At 37.7% G+C, this 16878-nt stretch carries 16 protein-coding genes; 6 read left to right on the top strand and 10 right to left on the bottom strand.

Going from position 1 to position 16878, the window contains the following annotated elements:
* Positions 1–652: 652 nt before the first annotated feature.
* From WC644_06905 to WC644_06885, 5 genes are all read left to right on the top strand, one after another.
* Positions 653–2092, top strand: coding sequence for an exo-alpha-sialidase (locus WC644_06905; GenBank protein MFA5011669.1), 1440 nt, complete (start codon positions 653–655; stop codon positions 2090–2092).
* Positions 2093–2925: 833 nt separating this feature from the next.
* Complete coding sequence (locus WC644_06900) at positions 2926–4809, top strand: T9SS type A sorting domain-containing protein (protein ID MFA5011668.1); 1884 nt, start codon at positions 2926–2928, stop codon at positions 4807–4809.
* A 295-nt stretch (positions 4810–5104) separates the two neighbouring features.
* Complete coding sequence (gene hutU / locus WC644_06895; GenBank protein MFA5011667.1) at positions 5105–6754, top strand: urocanate hydratase; 1650 nt, start codon at positions 5105–5107, stop codon at positions 6752–6754.
* Positions 6755–6766: 12 nt separating this feature from the next.
* The gene (locus tag WC644_06890; GenBank protein MFA5011666.1) at positions 6767–7792 is read left to right on the top strand and encodes a quinone-dependent dihydroorotate dehydrogenase; all 1026 of its coding nucleotides are present in this window, start codon (positions 6767–6769) and stop codon (positions 7790–7792) included.
* A gap of 2 nt (positions 7793–7794) precedes the next feature.
* Entirely contained in the window at positions 7795–8409 is a 615-nt protein-coding gene (locus WC644_06885) for a rhomboid family intramembrane serine protease (protein MFA5011665.1), read from the top strand.
* Here the strand turns inward: WC644_06885 and WC644_06880 are convergent.
* The 9 genes from WC644_06880 to WC644_06840 form a co-directional block, all read right to left on the bottom strand.
* Entirely contained in the window at positions 8406–8831 is a 426-nt protein-coding gene (locus WC644_06880; GenBank protein MFA5011664.1) for a hypothetical protein, read from the bottom strand. The two genes, WC644_06885 and WC644_06880, sit on opposite strands and share 4 nt — an antisense overlap.
* 2 nt (positions 8832–8833) lie before the next feature.
* Positions 8834–9478 carry a sigma-70 family RNA polymerase sigma factor gene (locus WC644_06875; protein ID MFA5011663.1) on the bottom strand — a complete coding sequence of 215 codons (645 nt, stop codon included), beginning with the start codon at positions 9476–9478 and terminating at the stop codon, positions 8834–8836.
* Between the two features lie 9 nt (positions 9479–9487).
* Entirely contained in the window at positions 9488–10294 is an 807-nt protein-coding gene (locus WC644_06870; protein MFA5011662.1) for a DUF4097 family beta strand repeat-containing protein, read from the bottom strand.
* An 11-nt stretch (positions 10295–10305) separates the two neighbouring features.
* Positions 10306–10713: a DUF6249 domain-containing protein gene (locus tag WC644_06865; GenBank protein MFA5011661.1), complete on the bottom strand. Its 408-nt coding sequence runs from the start codon at positions 10711–10713 to the stop codon at positions 10306–10308.
* 59 nt (positions 10714–10772) lie between these two features.
* Positions 10773–11342 (bottom strand): YARHG domain-containing protein, encoded by a 570-nt coding sequence (locus WC644_06860; protein ID MFA5011660.1) that lies wholly within the window; start codon positions 11340–11342, stop codon positions 10773–10775.
* Between the two features lie 129 nt (positions 11343–11471).
* A complete protein-coding gene (locus WC644_06855) occupies positions 11472–12635 on the bottom strand; it encodes a KamA family radical SAM protein (GenBank protein ID MFA5011659.1) in 1164 nt (387 codons plus the stop codon).
* A 43-nt stretch (positions 12636–12678) separates the two neighbouring features.
* On the bottom strand, positions 12679–13149 hold the full coding sequence (locus WC644_06850) for a GNAT family N-acetyltransferase (protein MFA5011658.1): 471 nt from the start codon (positions 13147–13149) through the stop codon (positions 12679–12681).
* A gap of 4 nt (positions 13150–13153) precedes the next feature.
* Entirely contained in the window at positions 13154–14257 is a 1104-nt protein-coding gene (locus WC644_06845) for an ATP-grasp domain-containing protein (GenBank protein MFA5011657.1), read from the bottom strand.
* Positions 14258–15337, bottom strand: a complete 1080-nt coding sequence (locus tag WC644_06840) for an ATP-grasp domain-containing protein (protein ID MFA5011656.1) — start codon at positions 15335–15337, stop codon at positions 14258–14260.
* 216 nt (positions 15338–15553) lie between these two features.
* On the opposite strand from WC644_06840, the gene trxA reads away from it, so the two are divergent.
* Positions 15554–16066, top strand: coding sequence for a thioredoxin (gene trxA, locus WC644_06835; protein ID MFA5011655.1), 513 nt, complete (start codon positions 15554–15556; stop codon positions 16064–16066).
* 79 nt (positions 16067–16145) lie between these two features.
* Here trxA and WC644_06830 read toward each other — a convergent pair whose 3' ends face one another.
* Positions 16146–16877, bottom strand: a complete 732-nt coding sequence (locus tag WC644_06830; protein ID MFA5011654.1) for an FkbM family methyltransferase — start codon at positions 16875–16877, stop codon at positions 16146–16148.
* Position 16878: the final 1 nt, after the last annotated feature.

Genomic DNA, 16878 nt, shown 5'->3' with positions numbered 1-16878 from the left:
TTTACAGTTCACGGCTCTTCTGAACGCTGTACGCTATCTCTCCTGTACGCTGATTTCTATTGTCTTCCCTTATTATATATAACAATTATTTTAAAAATGGGGTCATGCAAAGATTAAATACAACTTTATTTTTCAGCCGTTATTTTTTATGTTTTGACCTAAACCCTTGTCTTACAGCCACTTAAAATTTTTCAAAAAATTTTCACAAATTTCAGCCGTGACCCTTTTTTGATTACAGTAGTTATATATAATGAGGTGGGTCTGTAACGCAGGCATAAAATTTCTCTGTTATTTTTTAAGTTTTAAAACCCTGAAAATGCTCCGAAATCGCACTTTAATTTTTTCTTAATCTTGCACTCTCCTTGTACTCTGATTGGTCTTAAATTGGTGTTGAATTTTCTCGGGTTAAAATATAAAAAATAACTTGCAAAAATGTTGTCGCACATCGAAAAAATCAAATTTCTTTCAAAAAATATCATTAAGGAAAAAGATTCTTTTGAGTACCCTAATTTATAAATATATTTTGAGGTATATAACTGTTATTTTAATTAGTTTATTTTAACAAATGATTTTCGATAATATTTTTTATTCTCCTTACTCAACTCAAACTTTGTGAGGATTGAAATGAAAGGTTTTATAAAATAAATCGGATATGAAGAAGTTAATTTACGTGTTAATGTTTTTAACATTTGCAGGTTTGGCAAATGCACAGTGGCAGCCGGATGTGAGGCTGACGAATGCCTCCGGAAGTTCTTATACCTCTTTGAATAATACAAAGTGTATTGCTACAAACGGAAATGTCGTGCATACAGTATGGTATGACAATCGCGAAGGGAACTGGGAAATATACTACAAGCGCTCAACAGACGGCGGAACAATCTGGCAAGCAGATACTCGTCTGACGTATAACACGGCTTATTCTGAGTCTCCCTCCGTTGCAGTTTCTGGTTTAAACATCCATGTAGTATGGAAGGATAGTCGCAACGACAACTTCTTTGAAATCTATTATAAACGCTCCACAGACGGAGGAACAACTTGGGGACCTGATACTCGCTTGACGAATAACAATGCTTGGTCCGATTTTCCCTCCATCGCAGTCTCCGGTTCACTCGTGCATGTAGTATGGGAAGACATTTGCGATGGCAACTGGGAAATATACTATAAACGATCAACAGACGGCGGTATTAACTGGGGAGCAGATACTCGCCTGACAAACAACAATGCAGGTTCCTACATACCCTCTATTACAGTTTCTGGTAAACTCATAAATGTAGTATGGTATGATTGGCGGGACGACAACAATGAAATCTACTACAAACGCTCAACAGACGGCGGAACAAACTGGGGTGCAGATACTCGTCTGACGAATAATACAGATGATTCCCATTCACCCTCCATCGCAGTCTCGGATACACCCATCAATGTAGTATGGTGTGACTGGCGAGACGGAAATGCCGAAATATACTACAAACGCTCCGCAGACGGCGGAACAACCTGGGAAGCAGATATACGCCTTACGAATAACACTGAATGGTCTAGGTATCCCTCCATCGCAGTTTCAGGTTTACTTGTGCATGTAATTTGGGAAGACTGGCGCGACGGCAAATCTGAGATCTACTACAAACGCTCCGCAGACGGCGGAGCATCATGGGAAGCAGATACGCGTCTGACAAATAACAATGATTATTCCAGTTTGCCCTCTATCGCTGTCTCAGGTTTGCTCGTGCATGTAGTATGGATTGACTTACGCGACGGCAACCATGAAATCTACTACAAACGCAACCCGACTGGAAATGTCGGCATAAAAAATATTTCGACAGAAGTTTCTTCGGAGTTTTCACTCGAACAGAACTACCCGAATCCGTTTAATCCAACAACCAACATAAAGTTCGCAATACCTCGTGCATCATCAGTAAAAATATCAGTATTCGATGCCACGGGTCGCGAAGTGAAAGTGCTCGTGAATGAACAGCTTCAGCCCGGCACATACCAGGCAGACTGGAATGCATCAGCATATTCCAGCGGGGTATATTTCTATAAACTTTCCGCAGGAGATTTTCTAGAAACAAAGCGAATGATTTTATTAAAGTAGATATACATAACAAATGCTTATTGACAAAAAGGCAGGTTTGCAACCTGCCTTTTTACTTGTACAATTTTTTCGACTTTAGTTAATCACATTTAACTCACTCTGAGAGTTTAAAGCATAATAACTTTTCGTTTCATGAAGCTGGGAATTCGGACTAGATAATAAAAGGAAACATTTTAGGTCTTTGTATTACGGTTTTATATTCAATCTTTGTGTACCCTAATTTATAAATATATTTTGAGGTATATAACAATTATTTTAAAAATGGGGTCATGCAAAGATTAAATACAACTTTATTTTTAAGCCGTTATTTTTTATGCTCTGACCTAAACCCTTGTTTTCCATACACTTATAACTCTTCAAAAAATTTTCAAAAATTTCAGGAGTGACCCCGTTTTCATTTCTGTTGTTATATATAATGAGGGGGGTCTGTAATACAAGCATAAAATTTCTCTGTTATTTTTTTAATTTTAAAACCCCGAAAATGCTCAAAAATCGCACTTTCATTTTTTCTTAATCTTGCGCTCTCCTTGTACTCAGATTGGTCTTAAATTGGTCTCTTATAATTCCCTCTGATTACTGATCACAGATTACTATTTACTGTTCTAAGATTGGTCTTGAATTGGTGTTTAATTAGAAATCGTTTTTTAAAAAATAAGCGTTTATAAATTCATAAATAAAAAAGAGACAGAAATAGGTGTTTTATTTTATGAAATATTTTTGAATATTATAAAGTACCTGTTTATATATAATCTTAAAATTGCTTACCACAGAAACGGTGAAGATATCTGGCATTGAAATTTTTACCGGAAACAAAAATATATTTTCTTAAAGTTATGAAAATTTTTCTTACGATTGTTTCATTATTTTTAACACTCAACACGGCTGCAATATCACAATCCGGATGGTTTCAGCAAAACCCGGGTACAGCAAACTCTTTTAATGTTGTATATTTTATTAATGAGAATACAGGATTTGCTGATGGAGGTATGTCAATTCTTAAAACCACTAACGGCGGAAACTCATGGCAGCAAAAGGTTTTGCCGGATACATCAAGCATTCTTGCAATAAGATTTTTAAATGCGGCGACAGGATATGCATGCGGAGGAAGATATATTAACCCTTATGTATCGAGGCAGTATCTGTTCAGGACAACAGACGGCGGTGAGAGCTGGTCACGGTTATACGAATCATCGGGATTAATGTGTGATGTTTCTTTTACAGATGTATTCCCGGTCGGAAACAGAATATATCTGGCAGCAGGCGGAAGCGGATCGATGAGCTCGGCGGGCTGGATGTTTGTTTCATCAAATGCAGGGGCAAATTTTTATTCAACAACATTTTTGAGTGATACAAGACATGATAAACTGAGTTTTATTAATGAGATGACGGGATATGTAAGCACAACTTACGGCACTGATGTTCCTTATATGAAAAGGCATATATTCAAAACAACAGACGGCGGTGCTAACTGGAGCATGGCATTCAGGGATTCCTCAATCCTGACCGTCTTTGCTCAAGGAAACCATAACATGATGTTTAAAGACGCTAACACAGGTTTTGCTCTTTACAATAGGGGCTTGTACACTAAGTTTGCTCGCACTACGAACGGCGGTGTTTCATGGGATACATCTGCAATGCCTTATAATAAATATTTGTCTTTATACTTTGCAGACGCTAATACAGGGTGGGTTTCAGGGAATTACTATCCCGATTCCGTTATGATTTTAAAAACCACGAACGGCGGAGCAAACTGGCAAATTCAGAAAAAAGGAAACGCAAATTTATACTCTTTATATTTTGTGAACAATCATACAGGCTGGGCTGTCGGTACGGCATGGTTTTCGGGTCAAATAGGAAGAGTTTATAAAACAGTTACTGGCGGTGAAGAAAACGAGGCACTGGATTATTTCCCGATGAGTGTGGGCAATATGTATGTCTATCATACACCTTCTATGTACCCTCCATATTATGATAGACAGAAGTTTACAATTGTAAAAGACAGCGTAATGAACGGTAAGAGATTTTATTATTTTTCAAATCCTTTGCCGGGTATGTGGAACTACGGAAACTGGTACAGAGTGGACACTCAGACGGGGCTGTTAACAGGATATGCCGCGGGATACACCTGCAATAATCTGTCAAACGAAAGAAGGACTGATTCACTTTTTTCAAGAAAAGGTGATACACTATGGAAATGCGACGGTCCATTTCGTTCAATTTGTAAAGACACTGCAAATTTATCCGTATTCGGATACTCCTCAAAACAGAAAACGTTTTCCGAAGACGGCCTTATTTTGATTGAAAGGACCTTATCAAAATACTTCGGCATAACAAGCGTTTATACTTGGGAAATATCCGGCTTTACTACTTACCTTGTCGGCTGCAGAATAAACGGCTTTACATACGGAGACACCCTGCTGACCGGAGTTGAGAGCGTTTCAACAGAAACACCTGCGTCTTACTCATTGGAGCAGAATTACCCGAATCCGTTTAATTCAAGAACAATTGTCCGTTTTTCTTTGCCCGCTGCCAGCAATGTGTCGCTTAAAGTTTATGATGTAATGGGACGCGAAGTCGAAACGCTCGTTAACAAAAGGCTTCAGCCTGGCACCTACCAGGCGGATTGGAATGCATCGGCATATTCCAGCGGCATTTATTTCTATAAACTTTCCGCAGAAGAATTTTCGGAAACAAAACGAATGATTTTATTAAAGTAGATATAAATAACAAATGTTCATTAACACAAAGGCAGATGCAGTTTGCCTTTGTGTTTGTACCACGGCTTCACCTTTAGTTAATCACATTTAACCTACTCTGAGAGTTTAAAGCATAATAACTTTTCGTTTCATGAAGCTGGGTAATCGAACTAGAAGACAAAAGGAAACATTTTAGGTCTTTGTATTACGGTCTTATATTCGATCCTTGTGTACCCAATTTATAAATATATTTTGAGGTATATAACTGTTATTTTTGTATACAATTTCTGAACTTAACTTTTTCTTATAATATACTATGGCAAAAAATATAAAGGCACCAACAGGAAATAAAATGTCGTGCAAAAACTGGCAGGCAGAAGCTGCTATGAGGATGCTGATGAACAACCTTGATGCGGAGGTAGCGGAAAGACCCGATGACCTGATTGTTTACGGAGGAAGCGGCAAGGCAGCTCGGAACTGGGAATGCTATGAGGCAATCGTTGCGACACTGAAGACCCTTGAGAATGATGAAACGATGCTCGTGCAATCGGGAAAGCCAGTTGCCGTTTTCAAAACACACACAAACGCACCGAGAGTTATTATTTCGAATTCGCAAATTGTTCCGAAGTGGGCGACCTGGGACGAGTTCAGACGACTCGAAGGGCTCGGGCTTACAATGTACGGTCAGATGACAGCGGGTTCTTGGATTTACATTGGCACGCAGGGGATACTTCAGGGTACTTACGAGACATTTGCCGAATGCGCAAGAAAGCATTTCAATAGCGACCTGAAAGGTAAATTCGTGCTTACATGCGGACTCGGCGGAATGGGTGGTGCACAGCCGCTTGCAGCAACGCTAAACGGCGGTGCGATACTTGGCATTGACGTTGATAAATCACGAATTCAGAAAAGAATTGATACGGGTTACACTGACGTTCTTGCCAAAGACCTTGATGAAGCGTTGAAACTTATTATGGAAGCTAAGAAAAACGGGAAAGCACTCTCGGTTGGGCTTGAAGGCAATGCAGGAGAAGTTCTTCCGGAAATTTTAAAAAGAAATATTATTCCCGATGTTCTTACTGACCAGACCTCTGCTCATGATATGTTAAACGGATACGTGCCTATGGGAATGTCTTTTGAAGAAGCATTGGCACTTAGAAAATCAGACCCGAAGAAGTATCAGGAGCTTGCCCGCAAGACTGCTGTTGTTCATTGCAAGACTATGTGGGAGTTTATGAAGAAGGGTGCAATAACTTTTGATTACGGAAACAACCTGCGTGGAGAAGCAGAAGCTAACGGATTTGCACAGGCGTTTGAAATTCCGGGATTTGTACCCGAGTACATTCGTCCGCTTTTCTGCGAGGGTAAGGGTCCTTTCAGATGGGTTGCGCTTTCTGGCGACCCGAACGATATCTTTACAACGGATGATGCAATCATGGAAGCATTTCCTGATAACAAACTTCTTCACAAATGGCTGAAAGCCGCAAAAGAAAAGGTGCACTTTCAGGGGCTGCCTTCAAGGATATGCTGGTTGGGCTACGGCGACAGAGCAAAGGCTGGACTTATTTTCAATGAACTTGTAAGAACAGGAAAAGTAAAAGCACCAATAGTAATAGGTCGCGACCATCTTGACTGCGGAAGCGTGGCGTCGCCAAACCGCGAAACAGAAAAGATGATGGACGGTTCGGATGCCATTGCAGACTGGCCTGTGCTGAACTTTGCGCTTCACAACATAGGCGGTGCAAGCTGGGTTTCGCTTCATCACGGAGGCGGTGTGGGAATCGGAAATTCAATACATTCGGGAATGGTGATTGTTGCAGACGGAACGGAAAATGCAAAGACACGGCTTGAAAGATGCCTGACTTATGATCCTGCAATGGGTATAGTAAGACATGCAGATGCAGGATACGAGCAGGCAAAAGATGAAATGAGGAAGTTCGGTATCAGAATTCCGATGATAAAGTAAATATTATTTCATTTGATATATAAAATAATAAGGTCATTGCTTTTCAGGTTTAATCCCGAAACAGTTCATAACCTGATTTTCGGGACTTTACCTCTTTTCAGATGGTCATTCCCTATGTTGAGACCTTTCTATTCATTCGAGGATGTTTCGAACAAATTTACGATTAGAGATTTAAGATTCAGGAACAGGCTCGGCGTTGCTGCAGGACTTGATAAAAACGGTGACCTGATTGAGTTCTGGGATGTGGTAGGTTTTTCACACGTTGAGGTTGGGACAGTAACTCCCCTTCCTCAGCCGGGAAATCCAAAGCCGCGTCTTTTCAGGCTTATTAAGGATGAGGGAATAATAAACCGAATGGGGTTTAATAATGAAGGTGCGGAGAAATTAAAAGAGAAAATTTTTAAAGCAAAGAAGAATACGAGAAAGGATTTTATTGTTGGTGTCAACATTGGAAAGAACAAAGATACACCTATTGAAAAGGCAGCGGAAGATTACATAAAATGCCTTGATGTACTTTATGAGGCGGGCGATTACTTCACAATTAATATATCCTCCCCAAACACGGAAGGTCTGCGTACACTGCAGAGTGATAAGCATTTAAACAACCTGCTGTTTGAAATTATAATGAAGCGAAATGAGATTGTAAAATCAAAAAAACTTCCCGAGAAATGCATATTTCTAAAGATTGCACCCGATTTGAATGATGATGAGATAGAAACAATATATAATGCCGCAACGTATTACGGACTTGACGGTATCATAGCAACAAACACAACTCTTTCAAGAGAAAATCTATTAACACAAATTGTAGAAGATGGCGGACTGAGCGGCAAACCTGTAAAGGCAATTTCGGATATCGTTTTAAAGAAACTTAATGAACTTAATGAAGGAAAAAAGGATTTTGTTTTAATAGGTGTCGGTGGAGTTTTTAATAAATCTGATTACAAAGATAAGATGATACTTGGCGCTGAGATAGTACAAATTTATACCGGATTAATTTATGAAGGATTCGGCATCACAAATAAAATATTAAAATAAGAATGGACGCACCCGTAACTTATACATTACTATTCGCTAACATTGCTATTTATGTATGGATAAAATACATGAGGCCCGAATTCTTTGAAAAGTTTGCAGAGTGGCCGTATGAGATAGTCAATCATCATAAATACTATCAAGTAGTGACGTCTGCATTCCTGCATGCAGACCTTATGCACATTGCCTTTAACATGTTTACTCTCTTTTCGTTCGGAACCGTACTGGAAGGAATGTTTGTTATGAACTTCGGGCAGGTTTTAGGGAGTCTTTACTTCTTTTTAATTTACTTTATAAGTTTACTGTCAGGCTCACTGTTAACACTGGTTTTTAATTATAAGAATCCGAATTACGTTGCAGTTGGCGCTTCGGGGGCAATCTCGGGAATTATATTTTCCTATGTGCTCTTTTTTCCGTTCAGCAAATTGCTTGTATTTTTCATACCTATGCCGGCTTTTCTTTTTGCATTCGTGTACGTAGGGGTATCAATTTACGGAGTTAAAAATAAGTTTGGTAACATAGGACATGAGGCACATTTAGGCGGAGCGTTTGGAGGAGTACTGGCTACATTTATACTGATAGAAGGTGCGTTTAAATTCTTTCTAACACACTTCAGTTAGTTGTAACCTCGCTTAAGTACTGCCTTTTCAAGAAAAGTAAACAGGATTATCGCAGCAACTATACCGCCAAAATAAAGGAGTATGTTTTCCGTGAATGAAATTCCTATGAGCGAATAGAGCCGTTGATTTATGTTATCAAACATACTTGTTAATACAGAAAACACCCCTTCTCTTTCACCGTTTTCACTTGCACCCGAACCGAGTAAAACCAGCAGGGCTATTCCTGAAGTTATAACTGCACCCGCGATAGAAATAATTAAAATATTAAGATAACCGAATGTTCTTTTATCTTCTTTCTTGAATACTTTAGTGAGTTCTATTTCTTTCATCAGGTTCTCCGTAAAGTTGGTGCCTGTTTTTTCAAGCAGCGCCCCTTCAAAGCTTTTATCAATAAACCTGTTTATATTATTATTGTTTTCCATAATCAAACCTTAATATATTCTAACAATTCTTCTTTATTAAAATGCCTGAACAGCAGCTCTTTCATTTTCTCTTTTGCCCTGAATATTCTGTTCTTTACGGTACCAACGGGTATCTTTAGAATAACCGATATTTCCTCGTGCGAGAGGTCGTTAAGAAAGAACATGTTAAGTATTACCGAGTACTGCTCCGGTATGGCATTTATATACTGATTTATAATATTTTTAATTTCTGATTCTGTAACTCTCTTATCTGTTGAATATTCTGCCGTGTTAACCTGATTCTTGTCAATCTTTGTCTCAAAATTAAAACTGAGTTCATCACCTTCGTTGTAGTTTGAATCGTTTATTTCGATTGATGTTATGTTGAAACTTCTTACGTTGTACTTTCTGTAAAGGTCAATAGCCGAGTTGTAAACAATTGAATAAAAGTATGTAGAGAATTTTGATTTCGCCTCGTAGTTTCCGTTAATAATCGCTTTGTACAATTTCATAAAAGCATCCTGAAGTGAATCTTCGGCTTCTTCCCTGTTTTTAAGTATCTTCATAGTCAGGGAAAAAGCCTTATCCTTGTAAGCATTAGCAATCTCTGCAAAAAGTTGTGATTCTCCATTTTGTATTCGTTTTACTATATCGAGGTTGACTTCCACTTCAATCAGTTACTTTTTATCAATCGTAATTCTGCCGTTAGTTGTTTCTAATTTAACTCTTTCATCACCATTACCAAGCGAACCTTTAAACTCATTCTTTCTTTCAGTGGTATTGGTAAACTCGATATCGTTATGGTTTATTTTTCCGTTTTTCGTCTGAACATCAAATAATCCTGAGAATTTATCCCCTACTGCAAGTTTGATACTTCCGTTTGTTGTTCTGAAATCAATGCTTTTTGTAGAATCAAGTTCTGCGCTAATATTTCCGTTTGTTAATTCAATTTTTATATTGCCGTAAACATTTTTAACCTTAATACTTCCGTTTGTAAGGTCGGCAGAAACATTGTTGTTGAAATCCCTGAGGTCAACCTTGCCGTTTGTGCATTCAACTTCTATTTCAATTCCAGCAGGAACATAGATAGTATAGATTGTCTCTCCTGAGTTAAAATCCCACTGAATTCGAAAACCGGATTTTTCTCTTACATTGGTTGCTGAAAGAAATATGGTTCTACCGGTTGTATCAATATTTAACATTACATCTTCAACTGGTTTATCAAGTTCTTTCTTCGTTAAATTTTTTGTTACTTCTGCTTTAATTATAATCAAACTGTCATTCTCGTTTTTTCTAACATTGACAGTTCCATTCGGATTATCAACAATAAGTTTTTGGTAATCAGCAGAATTAAAAACAAGTTCTTTCGTTATGGTCTTTGGATACCTTTTTTTCATTAGATTGCATCCCTGAAATACAATAAGCATTACTGTAATGATCACAATTAAGGCAATCCAGACGAAGTATTTATTATTGTTCTTCATGTCAGTCTGCATTAATTGTTAGTAATATTTTGTTTCTTCGATGCATCATCGCTGAGCTTTCCGCGAACCAATAAATAATAGACAACGAATCCAAGACCTATTGAAAGCATTATAAGTCCGAATGTAACGCCGTCATTAAAGTCGTATAATTCCTGAAGTACGTTTGCGGTAAAAATACCAGCTCCGAGAAATAGGAAGAGAATACCCCATTTTAATGCTCCGTATGGATTTCTGGGTCTCTTTTCTGATTCGGAGAAGAATTTTCTTGCTTCTTCGGGAGTAAAGCCCTTTTCAATTAGCCTCATTTTTTCCCTGTGTTTTGTGTAAATAATCCAGAAAACAAGAAGCAAAGGTAATCCGATTGTAAATAGTATCCCGAATATGGGAACTAAAATTTCCGAAAGATCATGTCCTGTCATTTTAAAACTCCTTTCATGTTTTCTGTTTGAGACGTGTTACGGCACCAAAAGGTTTCATATCACTCAAAGGATTTTATGTAGTTAATATTCCACTTCTCAACTTTTGAGAGCCTTTTATCTACGTTATAATATCTCGGGTCATACCAGGATTTGCTTTCAAAATGATTCTTAATACTCATGTTTGAAGTGAAAATATAACCATGTCTGGCATAAATTTCATTCCGCATAACACTAAGTTCCCATTTTGAGCGGCCAGAAATATCATTATAATTCAAATATCTAAGAGAACCTTCAGGATAACTTCCCGGGGTACCGTAATTATTTCTTTCAACTCTTGTGTTCTGGTTTGAAGAAGTGTTTCTGCGGGTATCTTCTCGTGATTCGTTTTTGTTCTTTTCTATATCAAGCTCTTTTTCTTTCAACTCAAGTTCCTTTTCCTTCAGTTCAAGTTCTTTCTTTCTGAGCTCATTATCCGAGTTTGATTTGTCGGGAGGCAGCTCCTGGTTTTCTGTAGTAACCTGTTCCTTTTTGTCTGAATCCGTTTTCTTATCGTCCTGAAGCAATGATTTGATTTTATTGCATCCGGCAAAAAGGAATAAAAGTAGAGTAAAAATAATAATCTTTTTCATAATATATTATTTTAGTTTTTGATTGGATAGACCTCATTCAAATTTAAAGTTAATGTCTTGTAAAATCAAGTAATAATGGAAAAGGTCATCGAATGATGACCTTTGGTATAAGCTATATAATTAATAGTATCAGTTTTCTGTACTCATTACAGGTTGTTTCAGATTCTTAACAAGTTCAGTATCGGTAATGACCTGCTGCTTCTTTCTTTTATTCTTTCTAAGATAAACTGTTTTATCTGTTATATGTGATTCATCTTTAGCTTCAGGATATTCATATATATTATACTTGAAGTTGCGAAGTATAATTTTGTTTTCATCTTTTGATATTACATAATTCGGAAGCATTGGTATCTTACCACCTCCACCGGGCGCATCGATTACAAACTGAGGAACAGCAAGTCCCGATATGTGTCCGCGGAGTTTATCCATAATATCGAGTCCAACGCTTAACGGCGTTCTGAAATGGTTAGCGCCTTTAGTAAGGTCGGCTTGATATATATAATATGGTCGTACTCTTATGGAAAGAAGTCCTTTCATCAGTTCTCTCATAGTATCAGCATTGTCATTAACCCCTTTCATTAATACAGACTGATTACCAACCGGGCATCCGGCATCAACCAACATTGCACATGCTTTTTTACTCTCTTCTGTAATTTCCCAAGGATGATTGAAGTGAGTATTAATATAAATAGGATGATACTTCTTCAGCATATTCACGAGTTTAGGTGTTATTCTTTGCGGAAGGACGCATGGCATTTTTGTACCAAGCCGAATAATTTGTATATGCTTTATTTCACGAAGACGCACAAGGATTTTTTCAAGCATAGCATCAGTCAGCATTAACGGGTCACCGCCGGAAAGAATAACATCGCTGATTTCTGTATGCTGTTCGAGGTAGTTGAAAGCAGATTCAAAAGTTCTCATAGATATTTTATGCGAGTCGCCGACTTTACGCTTACGGGTGCAGAACCTGCAGTAGAGTCCGCATTGCGAAGTCACGAGAAAGAGAGCTCTATCAGGATATCTATGAGTAATGTTCGGAACAGGACTCATATCATCTTCGTTCAATGGGTCCTCCGGAGCATCGATATCTTCAAGCTCAACTTCGTCAGGAACACACTGACGCCAGATGGGATCATTTGGTTCTCTGATAAGGGATAAGTAGTACGGGTTAATCCTTGCCTGAAAGAATTTATCAAGCTTAGATGCAACCTCGTGCTTAATCCCAAATTTCTCGACGAGCTGGTCAACAGAATGAACACTGTCGCGAATCATTTGTTGCCAAAGTTCCATAAAGTTTTCCTTATATTAGTTTTTAAATAATTTAAACTCTTATTCAGAGATACTTTCCGTAAATAACCAGAGAATCCCCTACGTTGTAAAAATCCTTTATTTCAACAAACTCTTTGTATAAGTTTTTAAGGTAAAACTTTCTTTCTTTCTCATAAGAAGGTTTACCGCTTGTTTCTATTAAGATTAATCTTACCGATTTCTCTTTTAAATAATTTTCTATGTAATTTATCAGTTTACTGCCAACACCTTTTGATTGTACGTTCGGATTAACCGCAATCCAGTAAAGGTCGTAAGTGCCTACTGTTAAAGGTCTTGGACCAACGCATACGTAGCCATTAATATCTTTGTCCTCGGCTTCATCGACAAATATTTCATAATCCTTTTGAGCGGGGTCGTTAATGTAAACATCTACAAGTTCCATAGCAATCTTTATCTCATCTGGATTAAAGTTATTCGTATCTACGAGTATTTTCTCAATTTTGTTTCTGTCAGTATTTATAAATTTGCGTATCATTAAACTAATTCTTTTCTGCAAATATTCTTTGCCATCTTTCCCAGGCAAAATCAATTACGTTTGAAATAAGCTGTTCATAAGACCAGCCGTATGCTTTTCCGCTGCGAGTAAAACCTGTATCTTCATCTACGTCAGATGAGATATCCGGATTGGGATTTAATTCAAGAACATAAGGAACACCGTCTTTAACCCTGAAATCAACTCGTGCATAATCGGATGCACCAACGAGGTGATAAACAGTCCTTGCCGTCTTTTGAATCAATGCTTCTAGTTCGGGAGACATATTCTTTGCCGGACACACAGCTTTTGTACCTGCAAACTCAACAGTGTTATACATCCATTTGCTGTTGTAGCTCACAATCTTCGGAAGGTCTGCAGGCAATGCAGAGAAGTCAATTTCCGAGATAGGAAATACTATCAAGTCGTTGATATCTTTGACTACATTTCCGATAACGCTAACGTTTATTTCACGACCGTCTATAAACTGTTCAACTAATGCGGGCTGCTTATGTTTATCGAGTACAAACTCTATTCTATTTTTTAGTTGGGTTTCGTCGTGAACGATAGAATTATTCTCTATGCCTATGCTTGCATCTTCTCGGGATGGTTTTACTATTAATGGATATTTATCTTTAAGCTTTGAATAACCTTCTTCGTTTAGCTTTGAAGGACTTGTGGAAATAAAATGTAATGCTGTTGGTATATCGTAATAATTAAGTATCTCTTTTACACGTGCTTTATTTAAAGCAAGACCGAGAGTTAATGCACGCGAGCCGGTATAAGGAATCTTGAGTATTTCAAACAGCGCGGCTATTGTCATTTCCTGAGTAGGGTCGCCGTCGAGTGATTCGCAAAGATTGAAAATAATATCGGGTCTGTTATTGCGAAGCTCATCAATTAGTTTGTAAGGGTCGAGAGCGACAGGAACAATTTTTGTATCGTGGTTGCTTGTTTTAAGAGCACGCTGAACAGATTTCATTTCATCGAGAACGCCATATTCGCTCATATCTATTGCTTCATCGACTTTATCTATATCAGTAACACCGTCATCCCAGATGCGGTCTTTTGTGTATTGCAGCGGGTCGTTATATAATATGCTAACTTTCATTTAATATACTGAGTATCTTTTAACTGCTTCATTTAATACTGTGTTTAACATCGTATTGTAATCCATGCCTGCATGCCTTGCGGACTTTGGATAACAGGAATTGTCCTGAGGATTAGGAAGAATACCGGGCAAAGGATTAATCTCAATAACGTTTGGAACATTGTTTTCATCAAGACGAATATCAATACGAGCCCAGTCTTTAAGTCGAAGGACATTAAATGTATCTTTACAAACTTTTTCAATACTCTCATAAATGTTTTTATCTATTTCAGCAGGACATTTAAAAATATCGAGCTGGTTTTCGCGAGTATCGAAGAACCATTTTACTTCGTAAGAATATATTTTATTAAAGCCCTCAGGAACTGTATCAAGATTTATTTCCACAATTGGCAATACTCTTACATCATCACCATTACCGAGCATTGCAACGGTAAACTCCTTGCCAGAGATATAATCCTCAACGAGTGCGGGTTGATTGTAGCTTTCTTTAATTCTTGAAATCTCACTATTTAATTCGGTGAGACTATTAACAAGGGATGAGTCATAAATACCTTTTGAGGAGCCTTCATGCAAAGGTTTCACAAACTTGGGGTATTTAAATCCAGAATCATTCTTTATAGTTTTATCAGTAATGAAGAATTTCGCATTAGGAATGTTGTAGTAAGAAAGTATTTCTTTGCAGCGGGACTTATCGTGGCAGACACCTATTGTGATTGAATCGCTGCCTGTATGTTTAATGCCGAGCATTTCGAGCATTGCGGGTATTTGCGACTCTCGTGAAGCACCGTTAGATCCTTCTGCAACATTAAAAACAAAATCAGGCTTAAGGTTTCTGAGTTTCTTGTAAGCATCCTCATTAGCTTCGACAAGTTCAACAGTATGCCCATGTGATTCAAAAGCATTGCGAATAGCATCGATAGTTTCCATTGAATCCCATTCAGCATAAGTATCGTCAAGACGTTCGGGATAATTCTCAACAAGGTTACGGTTAATGTATTTTGCCGCATTCCCCGAAATGCCTGTCTGCTCTATGTTTCCGCCGTTATCGTTTTTAACGTTGTATGTAAGTGCTAATCTCAAAAATATTTACAATTAATCAAAATAATTTTAAACAAATATAACATTATAACTTTAATAGTCAATATTTATTATTAACACATGGTGTAATATATAGAGTAATTGCTGATAAGATTTTTGTATCGAAATCGTGGATTGTCTTGCGGAACTTTTACTGTTGATTTTATGTCTTTATATATATAACTTGCTAATAGCAACTAATATTAAACTAAATAAAGAATGAAAAAGGTAAATTATATAATAACGACAGTATTACTGGTTACAGGATTCGGGATGTTTACCTCCTGCTCTAAGGAAGGAAACACACAAACCGGAGATAAGAATACTGTAAACACAACAAGTTTAAATAATCAAAAGGATAAAAAAGGTAAGATGGAACATTTAACAGCAGCAACATTTAAGTCAAAAGTATTTAATTACGAAACGAATAAAGACTGGAAGTTTGAGGGTGACAAGCCCGCAATAATAGACTTCTATGCAGACTGGTGTGGACCGTGCAAGATGGTAGCCCCTGTGCTGGAAGAGCTTGCGACAGAATATGACGGCAAGGTAGATATATACAAGGTTGACACCGAAGTCGAGCAAGAGCTTGCAGCAGTTTTTGGAATAAGAAGCATTCCTTCGATTTTGTTTATTCCTAAAGATGGGCAGCCGCAGATGTCGGCAGGAGCAATGCCTAAAGAGGGTTTTGTACAAGCGATAAATGAGATATTGCTTCCTTCAAACAATTAGTGATTGTTTTTCATGGCTGATATATATCCGTTATGTTCTCAATGAAGCGGGTTTACGAAAAGTGAATCCGCTTCATTTATTATGACCTGAAGAAAGTGGCATCGACCTGCAGGACTCTTCCTGTTTTCTTATTGACGAAAGCCGGCTGGATACCATATAATTCAAAACCACAGGAAAGAATTCTTTCATACAATTCCTTAAATAGAACCTGTCCATCATAAAGTTTTACAAGAGACATTTCCAAATAAAAACCTTTGATTTTGGACATGGAATTGACGGCACCGTTCAGAACTTTATCTTCATAGCCCTGTGTATCAATTTTGACTAAAATGTTTTTACATCCTGAAGAATACTTATCGAAAACAGAATCAAGTTTATATACATTTGCTTTTTCAGTTCCTACATATTTGGATTTGGGGGCGGCGGTCTCATGTTCTTCAAGCATAGTAAGAGCCGAGCTGCTTATGGAGTTTTCGGATATATGCATTTCTATTTCACCGTCTTCTTCACCTATGGCACAACGTTCAGCAGGAGTCCAGTCAGGGTAGGATTTACTGTTTGCTGACAGGGCTTCATAAGCACTTTTAAGAGGTTCAAAAGAAACCATCTTTCCTTTGTAGCCAAGTTTATAAATCAGCTCGCCGAACTGCCCTGTATTGGCACCTATATCGAATATCATGTCAACATTGTTATTATGTAACTGCTTAACAAGAATCTCTTCATCAGTCATTTTTACATCTACTCCAAACTTATTGCCAATTTTTCTTAAAGCCATTTCAGACTTAATCTTATACAGTTTTAGTTTTGACATA

This window comes from Ignavibacteria bacterium, from assembly GCA_041649015.1.
GTDB lineage: Bacteria > Bacteroidota > Ignavibacteria > Tepidaquicellales > Tepidaquicellaceae > CAIKZJ01.
This window is presented reverse-complemented; position numbering and strand designations above follow the sequence as displayed.